We start from the raw sequence: 21518 nt of genomic DNA on the forward strand, positions 1-21518 counted from the left end.
CGGGGGATCTCCGTGGCCATCATCGAGACCGAGGCGCCGCTGCACGAGGCGCACCGCGACAACCACACCCACCGTGACGTCAACGGCGGCTGGCTGCGCCCCGCCGTCTTCGGCGCGATGGACGGCCTGGTCTCCAACCTCGCCCTGATGACCGGCGTCGCCGGCGGATCCGTGGGGCAGCAGACCCTCGTCGTCACCGGCCTCGCGGGGCTGGCCGCCGGCGCCTTCTCCATGGCCGCCGGCGAGTACACCTCCGTCGCCTCGCAGCGCGAACTCGTCGAGGCCGAACTGGCCGTGGAGCGGCGGGAGCTGCGCAAGCACCCGCAGGACGAGGAGGCCGAGCTCGCCGCGCTGTACGAGTCCCGGGGCGTCGAACCCGCGCTGGCCCGCCAGGTCGCCCGGCAACTGTCGCGCGACCCCGAGCAGGCCCTGGAGATACACGCCCGCGAGGAACTGGGCATCGACCCGTCCGATCTGCCCTCGCCGCTGGTCGCCGCGGTGTCCAGCTTCGGGTCCTTCGCGCTGGGCGCGCTGCTGCCCGTCCTGCCGTATCTGCTCGGCGCCTCCTCGCTCTGGCCGGCCGTGCTGCTCGCCCTGATCGGGCTGTTCGGCTGCGGTGCGGTGGTGGCCCGGGTGACGGCGCGCACCTGGTGGTTCAGCGGGCTGCGGCAGCTGGCTCTCGGCGGTGCGGCGGCCGGTGTGACGTACGCCCTGGGTGGTTTCTTCGGAACGGCCGTAGGATAGATCGGCTGCTACCTATGCGATGGGCCGCATAGGTAGCCGTTACCGACTGGTTTCGAGTGCTTAACCAGCGGGCATGAGCCGTAAGCGCTGTGGGCAATGACGCCTGCGGCGCACTCGCGGGGTGGGTGACGCCACTCCCTCCGCCCTTTCGGTCCGCCGGGCAACGATCCGACCGATCTCGCCCCGTCCGGCCCCCATACCTTTCAGCCACGTGCGAGGAACCCCCGCCGCGCAGCCGTGGCGTCCGCATGCTGGAACGGAGTATCCGGTTCCCGAGAACCGCTCCATCATGTAACCTGCACGAAATTTTGCGTTCCGCAGAGGGCCAACGTCGTCCCTTCGCCAGCAGATATGCCACCTGAGACGACGACGGGAGAGCCGATGCGTACGCCGCGCCAGCCGTCCCAGCATTCCGCGAATGGCCAGAACTGGTCCTTCATGGATGCTCGCCCTGCTGCGCAGGGTATGTACGACCCCCGCAACGAGCACGACGCCTGTGGCGTCGGCTTCGTGGCCACCCTCACCGGCGAGGCGAGCCACGCGCTGGTCGAGCAGGCGCTGACCGTTCTGCGCAACCTCGAGCACCGCGGCGCCACCGGCTCCGAGCCGGACTCCGGCGACGGCGCGGGCATCCTGACCCAGGTCCCGGACGCCTTCCTCCGCGAGGTCGCCGGATTCGAGCTCCCCGAGGCCGGCCACTACGCCGTCGGAATCGCCTTCCTCCCCGAGGACGGCGCCGAGGCCGCCGTCTCACAGATCGAGACGATCGCCGCCGCGGAGGGCCTCACCGTCCTCGGCTGGCGCGAGGTCCCGGTCGCCCCCGAACTCCTCGGCGCGACCGCCCGCTCCACGATGCCGGCCTTCCGCCAGGTCTTCGTCAGCGACGGCACGAGCCAGGGCATCGACCTGGACCGCAAGGCGTTCGTGCTGCGCAAGCGCGCCGAGCGCGAGGCCGGCGTGTACTTCCCGTCGCTCTCCGCGCGCACGATCGTCTACAAGGGCATGCTGACCACCGGCCAGCTCGAGCCCTTCTTCCCGGACCTGTCCGACCGCCGTTTCGCCTCGGCCGTGTCGCTCGTCCACTCGCGCTTCTCCACGAACACCTTCCCGTCGTGGCCGCTCGCGCACCCCTACCGCTTCGTCGCGCACAACGGTGAGATCAACACCGTCAAGGGCAACCGCAACTGGATGCGCGCCCGCGAGTCGCAGCTCGTCTCCGACCTGTTCGGATCCGACGAGAAGGCCATCGAGCGGATCTTCCCGGTGTGCACGCCGGACGCCTCCGACTCGGCGTCCTTCGACGAGGTCCTCGAACTGCTCCACCTCGGCGGCCGCTCGCTGCCGCACTCGGTGCTCATGATGATCCCGGAGGCGTGGGAGAACCACGACACCATGGATCCGGCCCGGCGCGCCTTCTACGAGTTCCACTCCACGATGATGGAGCCCTGGGACGGCCCGGCCTGCGTCACCTTCACCGACGGCACCCAGGTCGGCGCGGTCCTCGACCGCAACGGTCTGCGCCCCGGCCGCTACTGGGTCACCGACGACGGCCTCGTCGTCCTCGGCTCCGAGGTCGGCGTCCTCGACATCGACCCCGCCAAGGTCGTCCGCAAGGGCCGCCTGCAGCCCGGCCGGATGTTCCTCGTCGACACCGCCGAGCACCGCATCATCGAGGACGACGAGATCAAGGCGCAGCTCGCCGCCGAGAACCCGTACGCCGAATGGCTGGAGGCCGGCGAGATCGAACTCGGCGACCTGCCCGAGCGCGAGCACATCGTCCACACGCACGCCTCGGTCACCCGCCGCCAGCAGACCTTCGGCTACACCGAGGAGGAGCTGCGCGTCATCCTCGCGCCGATGGCCAAGACCGGCGGCGAACCGCTCGGCTCCATGGGCACCGACTCGCCGATCGCCGCGCTCTCCGCCCGGCCCCGGCTGCTCTTCGACTACTTCACCCAGCTGTTCGCGCAGGTCACCAACCCGCCGCTGGACGCCATCCGTGAAGAGCTCGTCACCTCGCTGCGCTCCTCCCTCGGCCCGCAGGGCAACCTGCTCGAGCCGAGCGCGGCGTCCTGTCGCACCGTCACCCTGCCGTTCCCGGTCATCGACAACGACGAGCTGGCCAAGCTCATACACATCAACGCCGACGGCGACATGCCCGGCTTCAAGGCCACGACCCTCTCCGGCCTGTACCGGGTGCACGGTGGCGGCGACGCGCTCGCCGCACGCATCGACGAGATCTGCGCCGAGGCCGACGCCGCCATCGACAACGGCGCCCGGCTCATCGTCCTGTCGGACCGCCACTCCGACGCCGAGCACGCCCCGATCCCCTCGCTGCTGCTCACCGCGGCCGTCCACCACCACCTCATCCGCACCAAGCAGCGCACCCAGGTGGGCCTGCTGGTCGAGGCCGGAGACGTCCGCGAGGTCCACCACGTCGCCCTGCTGATCGGCTTCGGCGCCGCCGCCGTCAACCCGTACCTGGCGATGGAGTCCGTCGAGGACCTGCTGCGCGCGGGCACCTTCCTCGGCGGCATGGAGCCCGAGCAGGCGATCCGCAACCTGATCTACGCGCTCGGCAAGGGCGTCCTGAAGGTCATGTCCAAGATGGGCATCTCCACCGTCGCCTCCTACCGCGGCGCCCAGGTCTTCGAAGCCGTCGGCCTCGACGACGCCTTCGTCGAGAAGTACTTCAGCGGCACCGCCAGCAAGATCGGCGGCATCGGCATCGACGTCGTCGCCAAGGAGGTCGCCGCCCGCCACGCCAAGGCCTACCCCGCCTCCGGCATCGCGCCCGCGCACCGCGCCCTGGAGATAGGCGGCGAGTACCAGTGGCGCCGCGAGGGCGAGCCGCACCTGTTCGACCCGGAGACGGTCTTCCGCCTCCAGCACTCGACGCGCACGGCCCGCTACGACATCTTCAAGCAGTACACGGACCGGGTGAACGAGCAGTCCGAGCGGCTGATGACCCTGCGTGGGCTCTTCGGCCTCAAGTCGGACCGCCCCTCGATCCCCCTCGACGAGGTCGAGTCCGTCTCCGAGATCGTCAAGCGCTTCTCCACCGGCGCCATGTCGTACGGCTCCATCTCGCAGGAGGCGCACGAGACCCTCGCCATCGCCATGAACCAGCTGGGCGCCAAGTCCAACACCGGTGAGGGCGGCGAGGACCCGGAGCGCCTGTACGACCCGGCACGCCGCTCCAGCATCAAGCAGGTCGCCTCCGGCCGCTTCGGCGTCACCTCCGAGTACCTGGTCAACGCGGACGACATCCAGATCAAGATGGCGCAGGGCGCCAAGCCCGGCGAGGGCGGCCAGCTGCCCGGCCACAAGGTCTACCCGTGGGTCGCCAAGACCCGGCACTCCACCCCCGGCGTCGGCCTGATCTCCCCGCCGCCGCACCACGACATCTACTCCATCGAAGACCTGGCCCAGCTGATCCACGACCTGAAGAACGCGAACCCGCAGGCGCGGATCCACGTGAAGCTGGTCTCCGAGGTCGGCGTCGGCACGGTCGCGGCCGGTGTGTCGAAGGCGCACGCGGACGTGGTGCTCATCTCCGGCCACGACGGCGGCACCGGCGCCTCCCCGCTGACCTCGCTCAAGCACGCGGGCGGACCCTGGGAGCTCGGCCTCGCCGAGACCCAGCAGACCCTGCTGCTCAACGGCCTGCGCGACCGGATCGTGGTCCAGACGGACGGCCAGCTCAAGACCGGCCGCGACGTGATCATCGCCGCGCTGCTCGGCGCCGAGGAGTTCGGTTTCGCGACCGCGCCGCTCGTCGTCTCCGGCTGCGTCATGATGCGCGTCTGCCACCTCGACACCTGCCCGGTCGGCATCGCCACCCAGAACCCGGTGCTGCGCGACCGCTTCGCCGGCAAGGCCGAGTACGTCGTGAACTTCTTCAGGTTCATCGCCGAAGAGGTCCGCGAACTGCTGGCCGAGCTGGGCTTCCGCTCGATCGAGGAGGCCGTCGGTCACGCCGAGGTCCTCGACGTCGAGCGCGCCGTCGACCACTGGAAGGCCCAGGGCCTCAACCTGGCCCCGCTCTTCCACGTGCCCGCCCTGCCCGAGGGCGCGGCCCTGCACCAGGTCATCGCGCAGGACCACGGCCTGGAGAAGGCGCTCGACAACCAGCTCATCAAGCTCGCCGCCGACGCCCTCGCCGCGGACTCCCAGGCCGACGCCCAGCCGGTGCGCGCCCAGGTCTCCATCCGCAACATCAACCGCACCGTCGGCACCATGCTCGGCCACGAGGTGACGAAGAGGTTCGGCGGCGCGGGCCTGCCCGAGGACACCATCGACATCACCTTCACCGGCTCCGCCGGCCAGTCCTTCGGCGCCTTCCTCCCGCGCGGCGTCACGCTGCGACTGGAGGGCGACGCCAACGACTACGTCGGCAAGGGCCTCTCCGGCGGCCGCGTGATCGTCCGTCCGGACCGGGGCGCCGACCACCTCGCCGAGTACTCGACCATCGCGGGCAACACCATCGCCTACGGCGCGACCGGCGGCGAGCTGTTCCTGCGCGGTCGCACCGGAGAGCGGTTCTGTGTCCGCAACTCCGGTGCGACGGTCGTCTCCGAAGGCGTGGGCGACCACGGCTGCGAGTACATGACCGGTGGTCACGCGGTGGTCCTCGGCGAGACGGGCCGCAACTTCGCGGCGGGCATGTCCGGCGGCATCGCCTACGTGATCGACCTGAACCGCGACCACGTCAACGCCGGCAACCTCGACGCCGTCGAGGCGCTCGACGACACCGACAAGCAGTGGCTGCACGACGTGGTGCGCCGCCACGCCGAGGAGACCGGCTCGACGGTCGCCGAGAAGCTGCTCGCCGACTGGGACGCGGCCGTGGAGCGCTTCAGCAAGATCATCCCCAGCACGTACAAGGCAGTGCTCGCCGCCAAGGACGCCGCCGAGCGAGCGGGACTCTCCGAGTCCGAGATCACCGAGAAGATGATGGAGGCGGCGACCCATGGCTGACCCGAAGGGCTTCCTGAACCACGGCCGTGAGGTCGCCAAGTCCCGCCCCGTCGACGTGCGGCTGAAGGACTGGAACGAGGTCTACGTTCCCGGTTCGCTGCTGCCGATCATCGGCAAGCAGGCCAGCCGGTGCATGGACTGCGGCATCCCGTTCTGCCACAACGGCTGCCCGCTGGGGAACCTGATCCCCGAGTGGAACGACTTCGCCTACCGCGAGGACTGGTCGGCCGCGCAGGAGCGGCTGCACGCGACGAACAACTTCCCGGAGTTCACCGGGCGGCTGTGCCCGGCTCCCTGCGAGTCGGCGTGCGTGCTCGGCATCAACCAGCCGGCCGTCACCATCAAGAACGTCGAGGTCTCGATCATCGACAAGGCGTGGGAGACCGGCGACGTCGCCCCGCAGGCGCCCGAGCGCCTGTCCGGCAAGACGGTCGCGGTCATCGGTTCGGGCCCGGCGGGCCTGGCCGCCGCCCAGCAGCTCACCCGGGCCGGCCACACCGTCGCCGTCTACGAGCGCGCGGACCGCATCGGCGGCCTCCTCCGGTACGGCATCCCCGAGTTCAAGATGGAGAAGCGGCACATCAACCGCCGCATCGAGCAGATGCGCGCGGAGGGCACCCGCTTCCGCACCGGCATCGAGATCGGCCGCGACCTCAAGGCGACCGACCTCAAGAAGCGCTACGACGCCGTCGTGATCGCCGCCGGCGCCACGACCGCTCGTGACCTGCCGGTCCCCGGCCGTGAGCTCAAGGGCGTCCACCAGGCGATGGAGTACCTGCCGCTGGCCAACAAGGTCCAGGAGGGCGACTTCGTGGCGCCCCCGATCACGGCCGAGGGCAAGCACGTCGTGGTCATCGGCGGCGGCGACACCGGTGCCGACTGCGTGGGCACCGCCCACCGCCAGGGCGCGGCCTCCGTCACCCAGCTGGAGATCATGCCCCGGCCGGGCGAGGAGCGGAACCCGGGCCAGCCGTGGCCGACCTTCCCGATGCTCTACAAGGTCACCTCCGCGCACGAGGAGGGCGGCGAGCGGGTCTACTCCGTCTCCACCACCCACTTCGAGGGCGACGAGGACGGCAACGTCCAGTGGCTGCACCTCACCGAGGTCGAGTTCGTCGAGGGCAGGCTGACGCCCAAGCCGGGCACGGAGCGCAAGATCCCCGCGCAGCTGGTCACCCTCGCCATGGGCTTCACCGGCACCGACCGCGAGAACGGCCTGGTGGAGCAGTTCGGCCTGGCGCTCGACGAGCGCGGTAACGTCGCGCGTGACGCGGACTTCGCGACCAACGTGCCCGGCGTGTACGTCGCCGGAGACGCCGGCCGCGGCCAGTCGCTCATCGTGTGGGCGATCGCGGAGGGCCGCTCGGCCGCCCGCGGCGTCGACCGGTTCCTGACCGGCGCGAGCGACCTGCCTGCCCCCATCCGCCCGACGGACCGCTCGCTGATGGTCTGACGGCCCCGCCGAAAGGCACCCAGACGTCCCGTACAAAGGCGTGCGGAACATTGACGGCGCCTGCCCACAGTCCCCGACCGGACGACTGGGCAGGCGCCGTCGCCATTGCGTACACCTGTGCCCGAGGGCGAGGACGGTGGGTGTGGGAGGCTGTGCGCCATGGTCGCGATCAGTCTCACCAAGGTCCAGGAGACCGCACCCGCGCTGGTCAGCCTCTACAAGAGCGCCGGGGTGTCCCTCGCCAAACACGGCCTCGGCGGGCAGCGGGCCGCCGTCTACCTCGTCGTCGACTACTCGGGGTCGATGAAGCCGTACTACCAGGACGGCAGTGTGCAGGCGCTCGCCGACCGGGTGTTGGGACTCTCCGCCCATCTCGACGACGACGGCCGGGTGCCGGTCGTCTTCTTCTCCACCGACGTCGACGCCGTCACCGACATCGCCCTGGCCGACCATCAGGGGCGGGTGGACCGCATCGTGGCCGGGCTCGGGCACATGGGCAGGACCAGTTACCACCTCGCCATGGACGCCGTCATCGACCACTACCTCGACAGCGGCGCACGGGAGCCCGCGCTCGTCGTCTTCCAGACCGACGGCGGTCCCATCAACAAGCTCGCCGCGGAGCGCTACCTCTGCAAGGCCTCCAAGCTGCCCCTGTTCTGGCAGTTCATCGGCTTCGGCGACCGCGGCAGCAGACAGTTCGACTTCCTGCGCAGGCTCGACGAGCTGCCCGTCCCGGCGAAGCGGACGGTCGACAACGCCGGTTTCTTCCACGCCGGTCCGGATCCGCGGAAGGTGTCGGACGCGGATCTCTACGACCGGCTCGTGGGCGAGTTCCCGCAATGGCTGACGGCCGCCCGGGCACACGGGATCGTACGGCCGTAGCGGCGGCGGTGGCGGCCGCCCGGAACCGTCCGCACCGTTGGCTCAGCGGGTCGTCCGTGCCACCCTGAGGAAGATCCGACGGGGAGGCGGCGACGTATGGGCGAGTACGCGGGATCGGTGAACGAGGCGGCGCAGGAAGGCAGTTCACGGCCGAGGGGCGAGCCGGGCAAGGGCGAGCGGGTCGCTGACTGGGCGGACGAACGGCTCGGGCTGTACACGCTGGCGAAGGCCAACCTGCGCAAGGTGTTCCCGGACCACTGGTCCTTCATGCTGGGCGAGATCTGTCTCTACAGCTTCCTGATCCTCATCCTCACCGGCGTCTATCTCACCCTGTTCTTCGAGCCGAGCAGCGCCGAGGTCGTCTACCACGGCTCCTACGCGCCCCTCAACGGCATCACGATGACGCGGGCGTACGAGTCGACGCTCGACATCAGTTTCGACGTGCGCGGCGGGCTGCTGATCCGGCAGATCCACCACTGGTCGGCGCTGGTCTTCGTCACCGGCATGCTCGTGCACATGATGCGGGTGTTCTTCACCGGCGCGTTCCGCAAGCCGCGCGAGGTCAACTGGGTGTTCGGCTGGCTGCTGTTGTTCCTCGGCATCCTTACCGGTCTCACCGGCTACTCGCTCCCCGACGACCTGCTCTCCGGCACCGGGGTGCGGTTCGCCGACGGCGCGATCCTGTCCGTCCCGATCGTCGGGACGTACCTGTCCTTCTTCCTCTTCGGAGGGGAGTTCCCGGGGCACGACATCATCTCCCGGTTCTACCCGATCCACGTCCTGCTGCTGCCCGGCATCATGCTGGGGCTGGTCGTCGCCCACCTCATCCTGGTGTTCTTCCACAAGCACACCCAGTACCCCGGACCCGGACGCGACCAGAGGAGCGTCGTCGGCATGCCGTTCATGCCGGTATACATGGCGAAGGCCGGCGGGTTCTTCTTCCTGGTCTTCGGGGTGCTGGCGGTGATGGGCGGTATCGCGAGCGTCAACCCGGTGTGGGCGTTCGGACCGTACCGGCCGGACCTGGTGACGACGGGCGCCCAGCCGGACTGGTACCTCGGCTTCTCCGAGGGGCTGATCCGGGTGATGCCGGGCTGGGAGATCAACGCCTGGGGCCACACCCTGGAACTGGGCGTCCTCATCCCGTTCTCGCTCTTCCCGCTGATCCTGCTCGCCATCGGGGCCTATCCGTTCGTCGAGGCGTGGATCACCGGCGACAGGCGGGAGCACCACATCCTCGACCGGCCGCGCAACGCCCCCGTGCGCACCGGTCTCGGCGTGGCATGGCTGACCCTGTACGCGGTGCTGCTGCTCGGCGGCGGCAACGACATCGTCGCCACGCATCTGCACCTGTCCATCAACGCGATCACCTGGTTCGTGCGGATCTCCGTGTTCGTCGCCCCGGTCGTCGCCTTCATGGTCACCAAGCGGATCTGTCTCGGACTGCAGCGCCGCGACCGGGACCTGGTGCTGCACGGCCGGGAGACGGGCACCATCAGGCGTCTGCCGCACGGCGAGTACATCGAGGTCCACGAACCCCTGAGCCGGGAGCGGCTGTTCACCCTCACCCAGCACGAGCAGCCCGCGCCGTACGAGATCGGTCCGCTCGTCGACCACAACGGGGTGCGGCGGCCGGTCACCGTGTCCCAGCGGGTGCGGGCGCGGCTGGCCCGGGCGATGTACGGGGCGGACGGCCACATCCCCAAGCCGACGCCCGAGGAGTACCGCGAGCTCACCGGGGGCCACGGAGGTCAGGGGAGTCCTGCGGGCCACGGGGGTCATGAGGGCCACGCGGGACATGGGGGAGACGGACACTGAGGACCCGCCGCGCGAAGCGTTCGCCGATCAGACGGTGTCCCGCCCCGTCCGGGTGGAGGCCGTCGGGCAGCGGCGTCCCCGCGGCGTCGGCCTCGCCGTAGAGATCGAGGCCGTCGACGTGGTGCAGGTGCGGGTCGTCGGCGGCGCGCTCGGCCACGATCCGGGCCAGTTCGGCGCGGATCACCCGCAGGGTCAGCTTCCCGTACGCCACCTCGGCCGGATCGCCCATCGGCTGGAACAGCGCCCTGCCCGCGGCGGCGGAGGCGAAGTCGAGCGAGGTGGGGCCGGGCGTGTCCTCGTGCATCGGGCACAGGATCGGTGAGACGACCACCAGGGGCGTGCTCGGACGTCCCTCGCGGATCGTGTCGAGGAAGCCGTGCACGGCCGGGGTGAAGGCGCGCAGCCGCATCAGGTCGAGGTTCACCACGTTGATGCCCACCTTGACGCTGATCAGGTCGGCCGGGGTGTCCCGCAGCGCGCGGGCGGTGAACGGGTCCAGCAGGGCGCTGCCGCCCAGGCCCAGGTTGATCAGCTCCACCCGGGCCAGCGAGGCGGCGAGGGCGGGCCAGGTCGCGGTGGGGCGCACGGCGTTTGAGCCGTGACTGATCGAACTGCCGTGGTGCAGCCAGACCGGGCGGCCGTGCGCGGGGGCGGCGGTCAGCGGGGCGTCGGTGCGCAGGGCGACCAGTTCGGTGGTCTCGGTGGGCGGAAGCCAGATCTCCAGGTCCTTGGCCCCGGCCGGCAGGCCCGTGAACCGCAGGGTGACGACCGGGCCGCACCGCGTGTCGACGGTGTCGGCCGCCAGGTCGACGCTCTGCACGCGGCCGCCCTCCGGCGCGACGGCGGCCCTGACCGGACGGCCGTCGACGAGCAGTTCGTACACGCCGTCCGGGAGGGGCGGGCCGCCGACGTAGACCCGCCTCGTGGGCAGGACGTCCAGCTCGACGGCGGTCGCCTCGCTGCGGAACGCGAGCCGCACACCCGACGGCTGGGACTCTGCCATGGCGAGCTGCGGGTCGGCGCACTGGGCACGCGCGCGTGGGGGCAGCCGGTGCGGCAGCACACCGTGGTCGGTGCGCTCCACGTCGAGGGCTCCGCGCAGCAGATCGGCGGTGACCGGCGTGGTGACCCAGGCCGGCTCGGGCGCGCGGCTCATGCGGCGGGCCAGTTGCGCAGCAGGGCGTCGAGGGCGTCCAGGACCCGGACCCAGGTCTCGTCCGTGTCCGGCGCGCTGTGGCTGAAACTCCCGCCCAGCTCCAGGCCGACGTAACCGTTGAACACGCTGCCGAGCAGCCGGACCGCGTGCGTGCGGTCCGGCTCCGCCAGGTCGTAGCCGCGCAGCAGCGCCCGGGTCATCTGCGCGTGCCGGACGCCGGCGCTCGCGGCCGCCGTCTCGGGGTCGAGCCGCAGCTGGGCGGCGGCGTAGCGGCCGGGATGCTCGTGCGCGTAGTCGCGGTAGACGTTGGCCAGGGCGGTCAGGGCGTCCTTGCCGGCCCGGCCCGCCAGGGCGTCGGCGGCCCGGTCGGCGAGCTCATCGAGGGCGAGCAGCGCGATCCTGGTCCTGAGGTCCTGAGAGTTCTTCACGTGCGAGTACAGACTCGCCACCTTGACATCGAACCGCCGGGCCAGGGCCGAGACGGTCACCTCCTCGAAGCCGGCCTCGTCGGCGAGCTCGGCGCCCGCCCCCACGAGGCGCTCCGTGGTCAGTCCGACCCGTCCCATCTCGTCCTCCCTCTCTCCCTCACACCATCCTCGTGCCCTTAAGTCATTATGTGTTTGCCTAAAAGTATTAGGCAAATTAGCCTCGCTGATATGAAGCCGCTGACCGAAGCAGAGATCCGCGCCGCGTTCGTGAACTGCACCAAGGGCGAGGCGAAACGCCTGTCAGTACCGCGCGACCTCGCCGACCGCCCGTGGGACGACCTGGACTATCTGGGCTGGCGTGACCCCCAGGCCCCCGACCGCGCCTACCTCGCCGTGGAGCTCGACGGCAGGCTGAAGGCCCTCGCCCTGCGCACCTCCGCCGCCGGCCCCGGGCAGTCCCGGCGCAGCATGTGCCGGCTGTGCCTGACCACCCACTCCGGCGGCGTCTCGCTGATGGTCGCGCCGAAGGCCGGCCGGGCCGGTCAGCAGGGCAACTCGGTGGGCGCCTACATCTGCAGCGACCTCGCCTGCTCGCTGTACGTGCGGGGCAGGCGGGACGCGGGCATCGGGGCGCGACTGCACGAGACGATCACGCTGGAGGAGAGGATCGAGCGGACGGTCGCCCACCTCGCCGCGTTCGTCTCCAAGGTGACGGGCTGACCCTGCCGTCTGCCGTCTGCCGTCTGCCGTCTGCCGTCTGCCGTCTGCCGTCCGGCGACCGGCGACGGGCGTCCGCCGCCCGCCGTCCCTCGCTCGCGGGTGGCGGCCCGGCCGGGGGTCGCGCCCCCGCGGCGGCGGTTCAGGCGCGGGCGCGCAGCACCTCCGCCCGGCAGTCGTCCGGGGCGCCCCACGCCGTACGCAGCGCGCGGGCCTTGGTCAGCCACAGCGACAGGTCGTACTCCGCCGTGTAGCCGATCGCGCCGTGCAGCTGGAGCGCGGTGCGGGCGGTCGCGTACGCCGCCTCGCAGGCGCTCACCTTCGCCGCGGCCACGTCCGCCGGGGTCATCGTCACGGCTGCGCCCAGCACCAGGGGACGGGCGAACTCCAGCGCGATCTTGGCGTCCGCCAGCCGGTGCTTGACCGCCTGGAACGACCCGACGGGCACCCCGAACTGGACGCGCTGCCGCACATACCCCACCGTCCGGTCCAGCAGTGCGAGACCCACGCCCAGCGCCTGCGCGGCGGTGGCGAGACGGGCCCACAGCAGGGCGCCCTCCGCGGGCGGATCCGGGTCGAGGAGTTCACCGCCCGGCAGCAGCCGGGTGAGCCGTCGGGCCGGGTCCAGGGACGCGCGGACCGGGCCGTGTCCCGGGGCGAGCCGCAGCCCGTCCGCGGCCAGCACCAGCCGTGCCGCCGCCGCGTCGCCGTCCAGGGCGTACCCGCCCTCCCGCGCCAGCGTCGCCATCGACTCGCCCGAGGCCAGGCCCGGCAGGAACCGCCCGGCCGGCCCCGGAGCGCGCAGCGCCGCGGCCGCGGCCACCGTCTCCACCAGCGGGCCGGGCACCGCATACCGCCCCAACTCCACGAAGGCGACGGCCAGTTCCACGGGCCGCGGCCCCAGCCCTTCGTACGCCTGCGGGACCGCGAGCGCGAAGACGCCGGCCGCGGCGATCCGCGACCACAGCGCCCGCCCGGCCGTCCGCTCGCCCCGGCTCCAGTCGCGGATCACGGCCGGTGTGCCGGCCGCGGCCAGCATGGCGTGCAGCGACTCGGCGAAGGCCCGCTGCTCGGCGTCGAGGAGGAAGCGCGGCGCGGGCGCCTTCGGTGCGGGGACGTGCGGCGAGACGGTCATCGGCGTCCCCTCGGCAGGCCGAGCAGGTGCTCGGCGATGATGTCGCGCTGGATCTCGTTGGTGCCCGCGTAGATCGGCCCGGCGAGAGCGAAGACGTACCGCTGCGACCACTCCTCCTCGGCGAACTCGCCCTCCTCGCCGAGGAGATCCAGCGCCGTCTCGTGCAGGGCGATGTCGTACTCGGACCAGAAGACCTTGTTCAGGCTCGCCTCGGCGCCCACGCGCTCGCCGCCGAGGAACCGGGAAGCGGTCGCGAAGGTGGCCAACTGGTAGGCGCGGGCGCCGATCAGCGCGTCCGCGACCTGTGCCCGCGCGCCCTGCGGACCGCCCTGCGCCCGCCAGAGCGCGTGCAGCCGCTCCGCCGCGGCGAGGAAGCGGCCGGGGGAGCGCAGCGTCAGCCCGCGTTCGTCGGCCGCTGTCGCCATCGCGATCCGCCAGCCCTGGCCCGGCTCGCCGATCACGTCCTCGTCCGCCACGAACACCTCGTCCAGGAACAGTTCGGCGAACGCCGGCTTCCCGTCGAGACGGCCGATCGGGCGGACGGTGACGCCCTCGGCCCGCAGGTCGAACATGACGTAGGTGAGCCCCTGATGGGGTTTCGGCGCCTCGGCGTCACTGCGGAACAGACCGAAGGCGCGGTCGGCGAAGGCCGCGCGCGAGGACCACGTCTTCTGACCGCTGAGCCGCCAGCCGCCGGGGACCCGCACCGCCCGGGCCCGCAACGAGGCCAGGTCCGAACCGGCCTCCGGCTCCGACCAGGCCTGCGCCCAGATGGTCTCGCCGCACGCCATCGCGGGCAGCACACGCGCGCGCTGCTGCTCGGTGCCGTGCTCGAACAGGGTCGGCGCGAGGAGGCTCACGCCGTTCTGGCCGACCCGGCCCGGCGCGCCCGCCGCGTAGTACTCCTCCTCGAAGAGCAGCCAGCGCATGAGACCGCACTCCCGTCCGCCGTACCGCCTCGGCCAGTTCACCGCCGACCAGCCGCCCGAGGCCAGTTCGGCCTCCCAGGCGCGATGCGCGGCGAAGCCCTCGGCGGTCTCCAGCGAGGGCAGCGGCTCGGGCGGCACATGCGCGTGCAGCCATTCCCGGGCCTCGGCGCGGAACGCCTCGTCGGCGGGGGAGTGCGTGAGATCCACGGGCGCTCTCCTACGGGTGCATTTCGCGGGACCGTTCTTCCCTAACAAGTGTTTGGTAGGTTAGCGTGGCTCCATGACAGGCGTCGAGAGTCCGGCATACGTGCCCGGTCACGGGCTGCTCAGGGGGCGCACCGCCGTCGTCACGGCCGCGGCCGGGGCCGGCATCGGCCAAGCCGTCGCACGGCGCTTCCTGGAAGAAGGGGCGCGCGTGCTGATCAGCGACGCCCACGCCCGGCGGCTCAAAGCCCACGAGAGCGCGCTGGCCGAGGAGTTCGGGCCGGCGTCGGTGGCGGCCCTGCCCTGTGACGTCACCGACGAGGACCAGGTGCGGGCTCTGTTCGACGCCGCCGCCGACGCCCACGGCAGGCTGGACATCGTCGTCAACAACGCCGGCCTCGGCGGCACCGCCCACCTCGCGGACATGACGGACGACCAGTGGAACCGCGTCCTCGACGTCACACTGAACGGCACCTTCCGCTGCACCCGGGCCGCCCTGCGGCGGATGCGCGACACCGGCGGCGGCGTCATCGTCAACAACGCCTCCGTCGTCGGCTGGCGCGCCCAGGCCGGGCAGGCGCACTACGCGGCGGCGAAAGCGGGCGTGATGGCACTGACCCGCTGCGCGGCGATCGAGGCCGCCGCCTGCGGCGTACGGGTCAACGCCGTCTCACCCAGCCTCGCCATGCACCCGCACCTGGTGAAGGTCACCTCCGCCGAACTGCTGGAGGAGCTCACCGCACGCGAGGCCTTCGGACGGTACGCCGAGCCCTGGGAGGTCGCCAACGTGATCGTGTTCCTGGCGTCCGGCTACTCCTCGTACATGACCGGCGAAGTGGTCTCCGTCAGCGGCCAGCATCCCTAGGACGACAATGGACGCGTGCCTCCTACGAAGCCTTCCGCCCAGCCTGCTGCGAAGAAGAAGCCCCAGGTGACCGCCGCGCCCGCCCGGCGCCGCGAACTCCTCGAGACCGCTGCCGAGGTCTTCGCCGAGCAGGGCTACAACGCCACCACCGTGCGCAAGATCGCGGACCACGCGGGCATGCTCGCGGGCAGCCTCTACTACCACTTCGACTCCAAGGAGTCGATGCTCGAGGAGATCCTGCGCAGCTTCCTCGACGAACTGTGGGACGGCTACGACACCGTCCTGGCGGCCCCGCTGGGCCCCCGCGAGACCCTCGAGGCCCTGGTCACCGAGTCGTTCAGGGAGATCGACCGGCACCGTGCCGCCGTCGCGATCTACCAGAAGGAGAGCAGGCAGCTGGTGGCGCAGGAACGGTTCGCGTTCCTCGCCGACTCCCAGCGCAGATTCGAGACGGCGTGGCTCTCCACGCTGGAACGCGGCGTCGCAGCCCGGGTCTTCCGGGCCGATCTCGACGTCCGTCTCACCTACCGGTTCGTCCGCGACACGGTGTGGGTCGCCGCGTCCTGGTACCGGCCCGGCGGGCAGCACAGCCCGGAGGAGATCGCCCGCCAGTACCTGTCGATGGTGCTGGACGGCATCGCCGTCCGTGAATAGTCCACTGACGTGCCCCTTTGCATGAGGGAGTTGCCATGGCCGAGGCCTACATCGTCGAAGCGGTCCGTACGCCCGTCGGGCGGCGGGGGGGAGGTCTGTCCGGGGTGCACCCGGCGGACCTCGGCGCGCACGTGCTGAAGGAACTCGTCGCCCGCTCGGGCGTGGACCCGGCGGCCGTCGAGGACGTCGTCTTCGGCTGCCTGGACACGGTCGGACCGCAGGCCGGCGACATCGCGCGGACCTGCTGGCTGGCCGCCGGACTCCCCGAGGAGGTGCCGGGCGTGACCGTCGACCGGCAGTGCGGCTCCTCGCAGCAGGCCGTGCACTTCGCCGCCCAGGGCGTGCTGTCCGGCACCCAGGACCTCGTCGTCGCGGGCGGTGTGCAGAACATGTCGCAGATCCCGATAGCCTTCGCCACCCGGCAGGCCGCCGAACCGCTCGGCTTCACCCGGGGCCCCTTCGCCGGCAGCGAGGGATGGCGCGCACGGTACGGGGACCGGCCCGTCAACCAGTTCGCCGGCGCCGAGATGATCGCCGCCAAATGGGGCATCAGCCGACAGGACCAGGAGGAGTTCGCCCTGCGCTCGCACCGCCGGGCGGTACGCGCGATCGACGAGGGCCGCTTCACGCGTGAGACCGTCGCCTACCGGGACGTGACGACCGACGAGGGGCCGCGCCGCGACACCTCCCTGGAGAAGATGGCCGCGCTGAAGCCCGTCATCGACGGCGGCACCGTCACCGCCGCCTGCTCCTCGCAGGTCTCCGACGGCGCCGCCGCGCTGCTGCTGGCCTCCGAGGACGCCGTCCGCGAGCACGGGCTGCGGCCGCGGGCCCGCGTCCACCACCTGTCGGTGCGCGGCGAGGACCCCATCCGCATGCTGACGGCCCCGATCCCGGCCACCGCGCACGCCCTGAAGAAGACCGGCCTCACCATCGACGACCTCGACCTCGTCGAGATCAACGAGGCGTTCGCGCCCGTCGTGCTGGCCTGGCTGAAGGAGACCGGTGCGGACCCGGAGAAGGTCAACGTCAACGGCGGCGCGATCGCCCTCGGCCATCCCCTCGGCGCGACCGGCGCGAAGCTGATGACGACGCTGCTGCACGAACTGGAGCGCACCGGCGGCCGGTTCGGACTGCAGACCATGTGCGAAGGCGGCGGCCAGGCCAACGTGACGATCGTCGAGCGGCTCTGACGGGAAACGCGGGTTCCCAGCCGTACGGCGACCCGGCCGTACGGCTGACCCGGCGGCACGGCCGCCCCAGTGGCACGGATCGTGCCGAGCGGCGAGGCTGTTTGGCGCACCGAGGCGGTCCGAGAGCGGTAAGGCCGTACCGGTAGGTGCGCAGGTGCGGGGGACGGGCCGGCGCGCCGGTCCTCACGTCCCTTTGAGCCGGTCCAGGGCGGCCAGCACGTCCTGCGCCTCCTTCATGATCCGCTCGACCAGCTCCGCGCACGACGGCAGGTCGTCGATCACCCCGGCGACCTGCCCGGCGGCCATCACGCCCGCCTCCGGGCGGCCCTCCACCATCGCGGACCTCAGCAGCATCGGTGTGTTCGCGGCCAGCAGCACCTGACTCCAGGCGAGGTCCTTGCCGTGGCGCAGCGCCAGGCCGTCGCGGACCATCTGCCGCCAGGTGAGCCCGGACAGCCTGCGCAGGCCGGCCGCGTGACGCGCTGCCCGCAGCAACGCCCTGCCCCGGCCCGCGTCCTCCAGGCCGTCTACCAGCGGCGTGCGCAGCATGCGGTGCGGAAGACCGTCCACGGCCCGGGTGACGGTGACGTCCCGTACCGTCGCCGCCAGATACCGCGCCTTCACCGCCTCGGGGACCGGCGAGTCCGAGGTGAGCAGGAACCGCGTGCCCATCGCGACGCCGGCCGCCCCGTACGCCAGCGCGGCCGCCAGACCCCGCCCGTCGAAGAAGCCGCCCGCCGCCACGACGGGGACGTCCACCGCGTCCACCACCTGGGGAAGCAGAACCGTCGTCGCCACCTCACCGGTGTGGCCGCCGCCCTCGCCGCCCTGCACGATCACCGCGTCCGCGCCCCACGCCGCCACCTTCTCCGCGTGCCGGCGGGCCCCTACGGACGGGACGACGACGACCCCCGCCTCCTTGAGCCCGGCGATCAGCTCGGCGGAGGGGGCGAGCGCGAACGACGCGACCCGCACCCCCTCGTCGACGATGATCCGCACCCGGTCGCCGGCGTCCGCCGCGTCGGCCCGCAGGTTGACGCCGAACGGCGCGTCCGTGCGCGCCTTCACCTCGCGCACCGCCGACCGCAGCTGGTCGAGGGTCATCGTCGCCGAGGCCAGGACGCCCAGCGCCCCCGCGTCCGCCGTCGCCGACACCAGCCGCGGGCCCGCCACCCATCCCATGCCGGTCTGCACGATCGGGTGACGGACCCCGACCAGCCGGGTGAACGCCGTCTCCATCAGGCCGGCACCTCCCGGCCCCGGGCGCCCTCCGGGTCGATCACCTCACGGATCAGCCGCAGCTCCGCCGTGGTCGGCTCACGGGTGTACGGCACCTCGTCCGGGGCGGCCAGCTCGAACCCCGTCGCCTCCCGGACCTGCTCCACGCTCACCCCGGGGTGCAGCGAGGCCAGCCGCATCGACCGGTCGGGCGTGGCGAAGTCGAAGACACCGAGGTCGGAGACGACCCGCGGGATGCGGTGGTGCCGGGCGCCGGCCGCACGGTCGTACCCGACGCCGCACACCATGTCGACCTTCGCGACGAAGACCCGCCGGGAGTGCCTCGGGATCCAGTAACTCGTCGGATTGTTCAGGGTGTTGACGGGCGCGCCGCGCACTCCGAGGAGCTGGCGCACCGGCTTCGCCCAGTCGCCGACGCAGGAGATGTTCTGGTTGCCGTACCGGTCGATCTGGCTCGCGCCCATCATCACGTGCCGGCGGCCGCCGGTGACCAGCTCCAGATGCTGCCGGTAGGGCAGCCAGCCCTCCGTCGTCCCGTCCGGGCGCACGATCAGCGCCTCGCCGTCGGTCAGCAGGAGATCCGGCGAGAAGGTGAGCCGGGCGAGCCGGGCGCCCACCGAGGGGATCACCCCCATGGGGCTCGCCAGGATCTCGCCGCCGCCCCGCCAGGCCTCGGCGCAGGCGATCACGCAGTACTCGGCACGCGTGGTCCCGCTCATGAGTCCTCCCCGACCGCCGACCGGTACGCCTGTTCGTCCCCGGCGAGGTAGCGGGCCGCGAACTGTGCCCACGGCGTCGTCGCGTACCGCTTCTGGAACGCCTCGTCCCGGCCGTAGTCGGGAGCGCAGGACGTGAAGTGCGCCCCGTTCGGGGCCTCCACCACCCCCGTCACGGTGTGCCGCTTGATCAGCAGCGACTGCGGCGGCGCCTCCTTCGTCAGCTCGGCCGTGTCGACGACGCGTTCGCAGCTGACGTACGCGGTGTCCGCCGCCTCGCAGAACAGGTCGTCGAAGTACGGGTCCGGACCCAGGTACTGGCCGTTGCCCAGCCGGTCGGCCCGGTTGACGTGCACCAGCGCCGCGTCCAGCCGCAGGGCGGGCATGGCCACGAACGTCTCCCCGTCCTCGTACGGCGACGTCACCGTCCGCAGACCGGGGTTGACCCGCATCACGTCCGAGCCGAGGCCCGCCCGCACCGGCAGGAACGGCAGCCGGTGCGCCGCCGCGCGCAGCCCCCACAGGAACATCGCCTCGTCGACCTCCGTCAGCTCCAGCGCGCCGCGCTCGCGGGCCGCCCGGTAGTGCGGCTCCAGCGGGATCGAGTCCAAGGTGGCGAACGCGGCGACCAGCCTGCGGATCCGCCCTGCCGCCGCCAGCATCCCGACGTCCGGACCGCCGTACGAGACCACGGTGAGGTCGGTGACCTCCGACCGCAGCAGCGCCCGCACCAGCGCCATCGGCTTGCGGCGCGAACCCCAGCCGCCGATGCCGAGGGTCATACCGCTCTCCAGGCGGGAGACGGCCTCCTCGGCGCTCATCGTCTTGTCACTCACCCGAGCTCTCCTCCCGTGCGACCCTGCCGAAGGCGTCCCGGACCCGGTCGGCCACTCCGCCGACGCTCGCCTCGTAGGTGAATCCCTGCTCGAAGCGGTAACTGCGACGCACGTCGACCGGATCGATGCCGTTGATGGCGGCCTTGGCCAGACGCACCAGCTCGCCGTCCTTCGCGGCGATCTCGCCGGCCACCTCCAGCGCGGCCGCGCGCAGTTCACCGGGCGGCGTCACCCGCCACACCGAGCCGTGCCCGTGCAGTTCGGCCGCCGTGACCGTGCGCGAGGTGTAGTAGAGGGCCCGCAGCAGATGCTGGGGCACCAGCCGGGCCAGATGGGTGGCCGCGCCCAGCGCGCCCCGGTCCAGCTCGGGCAGCCCGAACACGGCGTCCTCGCTCGCCACGATCACGTCCGCGTTCCCCGCGAGGCCGACACCGCCGCCCAGACAGAACCCCTGGACGGCCGCCACGACGGGGACCTCGCACTCGTACACCGCCGCGAACGCCTCGAAGCAGCCGCGGTTGGCGCCGATCAGCGCACCCGCCCCCTGCGCCTGGATCTCCTTGATGTCGACGCCCGCGTTGAAGCCGCGCCCCTCGGCGGCCAGCACCACGCACCGCGTGGCCGGATCGCGGCCGGCCGCGCGCACGGCGTCGGCCAGCGCGAACCAGCCGTTCACCGGCAGGGCGTTCACCGGCGGGAAGTCGACCGTGACGAGCGCGATTCCCTTTTCCGCCCCCTTTTCCGGGGACGAGGTGGAGACACCCATGGAAGCATCAGCTACCTTTCCACCAAACGTTTGTTAGGTGGAAAGGTAGCAGCCGATGAAGCTGGACGGGAAGGTCGCCGTAGTCACCGGCGGCACCCGCGGAGTGGGCGCCGGGATCGCGCGCTCCCTCACGCGCGCCGGCGCAGAGGTCGTCGTCTGCGCCCGCAGGCCCCCCGACACCCCGATCCCCGGAACCCGGTTCACATCGCTCGACGTACGGGACGCCGACGCCGTACGCACCCTCTTCGCCGGGCTGCCCCGGCTCGACGTCCTCGTCAACAACGCGGGAGGCGCCCCCTACCGGCCACTCGCCGAGGCCGACGCGCACCGCCACACGCGCGTGATCGAGCTCAACCTCCTCGCCCCACTCACGGTGTCCCTCGCCGCCCACGACCACCTCAGGCGCGCACGGGGCTCCATCGTGATGATCGGCAGCGTCAGCGGCACCCGCCCCTCACCCGGCACCGCCGCCTACGGCGCGGCCAAGGCCGGCCTGGAGAACCTCGCACGGTCCATGGCCGTCGAGTGGGCACCGGAGATCCGCGTGAACACCCTGGTCGTCGGCATGGTCCACACCGAGCGCACCCACCTCCACTACGGCGACGACGACGGCGTCGAGGCCGTCGCCCGCACCGTCCCCCTGGGCCGCCTCGCCCTCCCCGACGACGTGGGCGACGCGGCCGCCTTCCTTGCCTCCGACGCGGCCGCCTACATCAGCGGAGCCAGCCTCCTCCTGCACGGCGGAGGCGAACGGCCCGCCTTCCTCGACGCCGCGACCGCCGACAAGACGACCTGACACGACT

General features: G+C 71.9%; 18 protein-coding genes. 10 read left to right on the forward strand and 8 right to left on the reverse strand.

Annotated features, from left to right (window positions below; all coding sequences use genetic code 11):
- Positions 1–12: 12 nt before the first annotated feature.
- From C6376_RS18955 to C6376_RS18975, 5 genes are all read left to right on the forward strand, one after another.
- A complete protein-coding gene (locus tag C6376_RS18955; protein WP_107444513.1) occupies positions 13–744 on the forward strand; it encodes a VIT1/CCC1 transporter family protein in 732 nt (243 codons plus the stop codon).
- Between the two features lie 381 nt (positions 745–1125).
- On the forward strand, positions 1126–5724 hold the full coding sequence (gltB, locus tag C6376_RS18960; RefSeq protein WP_107444514.1) for a glutamate synthase large subunit: 4599 nt from the start codon (positions 1126–1128) through the stop codon (positions 5722–5724).
- The gene (locus C6376_RS18965; protein WP_107444515.1) at positions 5717–7177 is read left to right on the forward strand and encodes a glutamate synthase subunit beta; all 1461 of its coding nucleotides are present in this window, start codon (positions 5717–5719) and stop codon (positions 7175–7177) included. The genes gltB and C6376_RS18965 overlap by 8 nt, the downstream gene beginning before the upstream one ends.
- Positions 7178–7336: 159 nt before the next feature.
- The gene (locus C6376_RS18970) at positions 7337–8059 is read left to right on the forward strand and encodes a VWA domain-containing protein (protein WP_107444516.1); all 723 of its coding nucleotides are present in this window, start codon (positions 7337–7339) and stop codon (positions 8057–8059) included.
- 96 nt (positions 8060–8155) lie between these two features.
- Positions 8156–9877: a cytochrome bc complex cytochrome b subunit gene (locus C6376_RS18975; protein ID WP_173985678.1), complete on the forward strand. Its 1722-nt coding sequence runs from the start codon at positions 8156–8158 to the stop codon at positions 9875–9877.
- On the opposite strand, the gene C6376_RS18980 is transcribed toward C6376_RS18975, so the two are convergent.
- Positions 9792–11033, reverse strand: coding sequence for a GDSL-type esterase/lipase family protein (locus C6376_RS18980; protein WP_107444517.1), 1242 nt, complete (start codon positions 11031–11033; stop codon positions 9792–9794). The genes C6376_RS18975 and C6376_RS18980 overlap by 86 nt on opposite strands.
- On the reverse strand, positions 11030–11599 hold the full coding sequence (locus tag C6376_RS18985) for a TetR/AcrR family transcriptional regulator (protein WP_107444518.1): 570 nt from the start codon (positions 11597–11599) through the stop codon (positions 11030–11032). Before C6376_RS18985 ends, C6376_RS18980 begins: the two co-directional genes overlap by 4 nt.
- Positions 11600–11689: 90 nt before the next feature.
- On the opposite strand from C6376_RS18985, the gene C6376_RS18990 reads away from it, so the two are divergent.
- Positions 11690–12181 carry an FBP domain-containing protein gene (locus tag C6376_RS18990; protein WP_107444519.1) on the forward strand — a complete coding sequence of 164 codons (492 nt, stop codon included), beginning with the start codon at positions 11690–11692 and terminating at the stop codon, positions 12179–12181.
- A 139-nt stretch (positions 12182–12320) separates the two neighbouring features.
- Here C6376_RS18990 and C6376_RS18995 read toward each other — a convergent pair whose 3' ends face one another.
- Positions 12321–13313 carry an acyl-CoA dehydrogenase family protein gene (locus C6376_RS18995; RefSeq protein ID WP_107444520.1) on the reverse strand — a complete coding sequence of 331 codons (993 nt, stop codon included), beginning with the start codon at positions 13311–13313 and terminating at the stop codon, positions 12321–12323.
- On the reverse strand, positions 13310–14449 hold the full coding sequence (locus C6376_RS19000; RefSeq protein WP_107444521.1) for an acyl-CoA dehydrogenase family protein: 1140 nt from the start codon (positions 14447–14449) through the stop codon (positions 13310–13312). Before C6376_RS19000 ends, C6376_RS18995 begins: the two co-directional genes overlap by 4 nt.
- Positions 14450–14522: 73 nt before the next feature.
- Between C6376_RS19000 and C6376_RS19005 the strand changes: the two genes are divergently transcribed.
- From C6376_RS19005 to C6376_RS19015, 3 genes are read left to right on the forward strand one after another with little or no spacing between them, the layout of a single operon-like run.
- Positions 14523–15311: an SDR family oxidoreductase gene (locus C6376_RS19005; RefSeq protein ID WP_107444522.1), complete on the forward strand. Its 789-nt coding sequence runs from the start codon at positions 14523–14525 to the stop codon at positions 15309–15311.
- A gap of 15 nt (positions 15312–15326) precedes the next feature.
- Complete coding sequence (locus C6376_RS19010; RefSeq protein WP_107444523.1) at positions 15327–15965, forward strand: TetR/AcrR family transcriptional regulator; 639 nt, start codon at positions 15327–15329, stop codon at positions 15963–15965.
- A gap of 35 nt (positions 15966–16000) precedes the next feature.
- Positions 16001–17158 carry an acetyl-CoA C-acetyltransferase gene (locus C6376_RS19015; protein WP_107444524.1) on the forward strand — a complete coding sequence of 386 codons (1158 nt, stop codon included), beginning with the start codon at positions 16001–16003 and terminating at the stop codon, positions 17156–17158.
- A 183-nt stretch (positions 17159–17341) separates the two neighbouring features.
- Here C6376_RS19015 and C6376_RS19020 read toward each other — a convergent pair whose 3' ends face one another.
- Genes C6376_RS19020 through C6376_RS19035 form a run of 4 tightly spaced genes read right to left on the reverse strand, consistent with a single transcriptional unit; the run spans position 17342 to position 20715 of the window.
- Positions 17342–18397: a nitronate monooxygenase family protein gene (locus C6376_RS19020; RefSeq protein ID WP_107444525.1), complete on the reverse strand. Its 1056-nt coding sequence runs from the start codon at positions 18395–18397 to the stop codon at positions 17342–17344.
- Complete coding sequence (locus C6376_RS19025; RefSeq protein ID WP_107444526.1) at positions 18397–19116, reverse strand: CoA-transferase subunit beta; 720 nt, start codon at positions 19114–19116, stop codon at positions 18397–18399. Before C6376_RS19025 ends, C6376_RS19020 begins: the two co-directional genes overlap by 1 nt.
- Positions 19113–19949 carry a CoA transferase subunit A gene (locus C6376_RS19030; protein WP_107444527.1) on the reverse strand — a complete coding sequence of 279 codons (837 nt, stop codon included), beginning with the start codon at positions 19947–19949 and terminating at the stop codon, positions 19113–19115. Before C6376_RS19030 ends, C6376_RS19025 begins: the two co-directional genes overlap by 4 nt.
- Positions 19942–20715 carry an enoyl-CoA hydratase family protein gene (locus tag C6376_RS19035; protein ID WP_107444528.1) on the reverse strand — a complete coding sequence of 258 codons (774 nt, stop codon included), beginning with the start codon at positions 20713–20715 and terminating at the stop codon, positions 19942–19944. Before C6376_RS19035 ends, C6376_RS19030 begins: the two co-directional genes overlap by 8 nt.
- 55 nt (positions 20716–20770) lie before the next feature.
- Here C6376_RS19035 and C6376_RS19040 point away from each other — a divergent pair, with 55 nt between their 5' ends.
- Positions 20771–21511, forward strand: coding sequence for an SDR family oxidoreductase (locus C6376_RS19040; protein ID WP_107444529.1), 741 nt, complete (start codon positions 20771–20773; stop codon positions 21509–21511).
- The last annotated feature ends 7 nt before the right edge of the window (positions 21512–21518 follow it).

It is taken from the genome of Streptomyces sp. P3, from assembly GCF_003032475.1.
Lineage (GTDB): Bacteria > Actinomycetota > Actinomycetes > Streptomycetales > Streptomycetaceae > Streptomyces.